The sequence below is a fragment of the Rhodococcus sp. EPR-157 genome (assembly GCF_001647195.1).
Taxonomy (GTDB): Bacteria; Actinomycetota; Actinomycetes; order Mycobacteriales; family Mycobacteriaceae; genus Rhodococcoides.
The window spans coordinates 1-3,343 of record NZ_LVCV01000328.1 but is presented as its reverse complement, the minus strand read 5'-3'; the positions used below and the strand labels follow the sequence as shown (position 1 = coordinate 3,343).

At 64.6% G+C, this 3,343-nt stretch carries 3 protein-coding genes; all 3 read right to left on the bottom strand.

The features are described 5' to 3' along the window. Positions 1–456 (bottom strand): siderophore-interacting protein (locus tag A2J03_RS15175; protein ID WP_197480791.1); only part of this gene is annotated, 456 nt, incomplete at its 3' end. A 97-nt stretch (positions 457–553) separates the two neighbouring features. Then, positions 554–1,678 carry a DNA-processing protein DprA gene (gene dprA, locus A2J03_RS15170; RefSeq protein ID WP_068375466.1) on the bottom strand — a complete coding sequence of 375 codons (1,125 nt, stop codon included), beginning with the start codon at positions 1,676–1,678 and terminating at the stop codon, positions 554–556. Then, the gene (locus tag A2J03_RS15165) at positions 1,675–3,183 is read right to left on the bottom strand and encodes a YifB family Mg chelatase-like AAA ATPase (RefSeq protein WP_068375463.1); all 1,509 of its coding nucleotides are present in this window, start codon (positions 3,181–3,183) and stop codon (positions 1,675–1,677) included. The genes dprA and A2J03_RS15165 overlap by 4 nt, the downstream gene beginning before the upstream one ends. Positions 3,184–3,343 lie beyond the last annotated feature (160 nt).

Sequence of the window (3,343 nt, the reverse complement as noted above, 5' to 3'; positions counted from 1 at the left end):
GATCTCGTCCTTTCGGTCGGCGATCTCGATGAACACCTTGGCGATCGCGTCCTCCGGAAGTGCCTCGACGGCTGCGGCGATGGCCGGAATCGCGGACTCGTCACCGGCGAACAGATGCCAGTCGGCGTCCGACCGCGGAGAGTAGGCACCCGATGGCCCGTACATCCTGATCTCCTCCCCCGGCTCGACGCGCGCCGCCCACGGTCCGGCGACCCCTTCGTCTCCGTGCACGACGAAGTCGATGGCGATTTCTCGTGCTGCGGCATCGACGGATCGGACCGTGTAGGTGCGCTTGATCTCATCGTCGCCGGACCCGAAGATCAGTTTTACGTACGAATCGGTGTACTCCGTCGGTTGGAAGTCCGCGAACCCCGGACCTCCGAGGTACACCCGTTGCATATGAGGCGTCAGTTCCTCGGTCCGGAGGACGGTCAGCGTTGTTGTGCTTCGTGCCACGTAGTTCAGCCTTTCCGAGCTGTCACGACTGAGAGCTGGCCAATGTTGTCCAGTAAGTGTTACCTAATATAGGTTACCGGCATCTCGTCTGTCCGGCTCACGACTTCACCACACGAAACCATCCCGTCTCGTCGCTGGCCACGAACCCTTCGAGCTCGAGCAGTGGAAGTACCGAACGCACCTTGGTCAACGGCAGCGACGACAGTTCGGACAGCTCCCGAGGTGATCGCGTGCCGGTGGCGGGGAGAGCCTCGTAGACGAGCAAGGCGTTGTCGGACAGAGCGTCGATGTCACGGAACATCGACGGCCGACCTTCGCCGACCTCACCCGAGGGACCTGCCTCCGCGACCACATCGTGTGCATCCGCGACGAGACGAGCTTCACCCTCTCTGATCATTCTGTGGCAACCCTTGGACGACGCCGATGTCACCGGTCCGGGTACCGCAAGGACTGGCCTGCCGAGCTTGTGCGCCCAAGCCGCAGTATTTCGTGCTCCGCTTCTCCATCCGGCTTCCACGACCACCACTGCGGATCCGAATGCTGCGACGACTCGGTTGCGTGCCAGAAATCTGTGTTTCGCGGGCGTGGTCCCTGGGCTGTACTCACTGATGACCGCGCCGCTGCCCGCGATTCTCTGCAGGAGCCTCGAGTGGCCGGACGGATAGGCACGGTCCACCCCACACGCCAGGACCGCCACCGTCGTTCCGGAGACCCCGAGCGCGGCGCGATGGGCGGCTGCATCGATGCCGAAGGCCGCCCCCGAGACGATCGTCCAGCCGTCGACCGCCAGATCGCCGGCGATTTCTGCCGTCACGTGTTCACCGTAAGCACTGGCGGCCCGCGTCCCCACGATCGAGACGGCCCGGTCGACCAGCTCGGCCACCCGACGGCTGCCGAGCACCCACAACGCACAGGGCGCACACCGATCCGGCCCGTCGGGCATCCCAGCACCGTCGAAGGCCAGAAACCGCCACATCGGCCATTCCTCGTCGTCCGGCGTCACCAACCTACCTCCCATGGATGCAACGAGGTCGAGATCGACTGCTGCAGTGTCGATGTGGGACCGAACTTGAAGCCGTTCGCCGAGACCTCCACCGATCACGGCGGTCCGCGCTTCCTCGGGCCCCGCCGCAGCGGCGAAGTCGAGAAGAGCGCGGTGTGGCCCCTGGGCGACCCGAGACAGGTACGCCCACGCAAGACGCCGCGGATCGTGTGCACTCACATCATCCCCCTGTCTCGAAAGTCGAGGGCTGCACCGACCTCGTCGAGACCTGGCATGTCGCCACCGGCCAGATCGGAGAGTGTCCACGACACTCGCAGTGCACGGTCTGCACCACGTGCAGTCAGCGAGCCGTTTCGCAACGACCGTTCGAGTGGACGCAACGCCTCGTTCCCCAGCCGAAACTTCTGCCGCAGCGCGGGTCCGGGCACCTCGGCGTTGGTACGCCAGCCGTACTCGCGCCATCGTGCTGCTGCAGCATCGCGTGCACCGGTCACCCTGGCGCGCACCTCCGCCGTCGTTTCGCCCACCTCGTCGGCCAGAGCTCCCGTTGCCACTGTCTGCATGGCAATACGCAGATCGACCCGATCGAGCAGTGGCCCTGACAGCCTTCCGAGATATTTTCTGCGGGCAGTGGGAGCACACACGCAATCGGCATTTCTGGCAGGTGCGCACGGACATGGATTGGCGGCGAGGATCAGCTGAAATCGAGCCGGATAGCGTGCGACGCCGTCTCTTCGAGCAATTCTGATCTCACCGTCTTCGAGAGGAGTTCGCAACGCCTCCAGTGCTTTCACGCCCATCTCGGCACATTCGTCCAGGAACAGCACTCCCCTGTGCGCTCGACTGACCGCACCCGGTTTGGCCATGCCGGTGCCCCCGCCGACCAAAGCACTCACCGTGGTCGAATGATGTGGGGCGATGAACGGCGGCGACGAGATCAACGGGCGATCCTCGGTCAACGTTCCCGCCACGGAGTGAATCGCCGTCACCTCCAACGACTCCTCATCGGTCAACGGCGGCAGTATCCCCGGAAGCCGTTGCGCAAGCATCGTTTTACCGATTCCAGGTGGTCCCGTCAACATGATGTGATGAGCTCCCGCCGCCGCGACTTCGAGAGCCCAACGAGCATCCTGCTGGCCCACGACCTCGCTCATATCGGGGTACGTCGTGCCGTCGTCGTACACCGCGGGCACTGGATGATCGAGGACCGTCTCACCGCGCAGCCAGGAGACAACTTCCCTCAACGACACCGCGCCGAGAACCTCGATGCCGTCGACGAGGCCCGCCTCGGCCAGTGTGGCCAGCGGCACGACAACCCGCTGCCATCCGGCCCGCTTGACCGCCAATACCCCCGGCAGAACCCCACGCACTCCTCGAAGACGACCGTCGAGCGCCAACTCGCCGAGAAATACAGTTTTCTCCAGAGCGCGACGCGGAATCTGTTTGTCCGCGTCCAGAACGGAGAGCGCGAGGGCCAGATCGTAAACCGACCCGACTTTCGGCAGTGTCGCCGGCGACAGAGCGAGTATCACTCGCGAGTCGGGCCACTTGCCGCCCGAATTGCTCACGGCGGCTTTCACTCGATCACGGGACTCGTTCAGCGCCGTATCGGGTAGACCCACCAGGTGGACCGCAGGCAGTCCGCGTCCGATATCGGCCTCGATCTCCACCACCTGACCGTCGACACCGCTCACCGCGACCGAGAAGGCACGCCCCAGCGCCATCAGAAGGCTCCACGCAGATGCGAGATCACCGGATCACCGTCGCGGGTCATCAGGATCGCCACGACGTCGAATCTCATGCGAACCCACGGGCTTCCGCGCTCGTCGAGCCACGCCAACGCCAACCGCCTGATCCGCAACTGCTTCGGGTACGTCACCGACT

Coding starts and splice junctions, on each gene's coding strand:
- A2J03_RS15165 (WP_068375463.1), bottom strand. CDS start 3,183: ATGGCGCTGGGGCGTGCCTTCTCGGTCGCGGTGAGCGGTGTCGACGGT.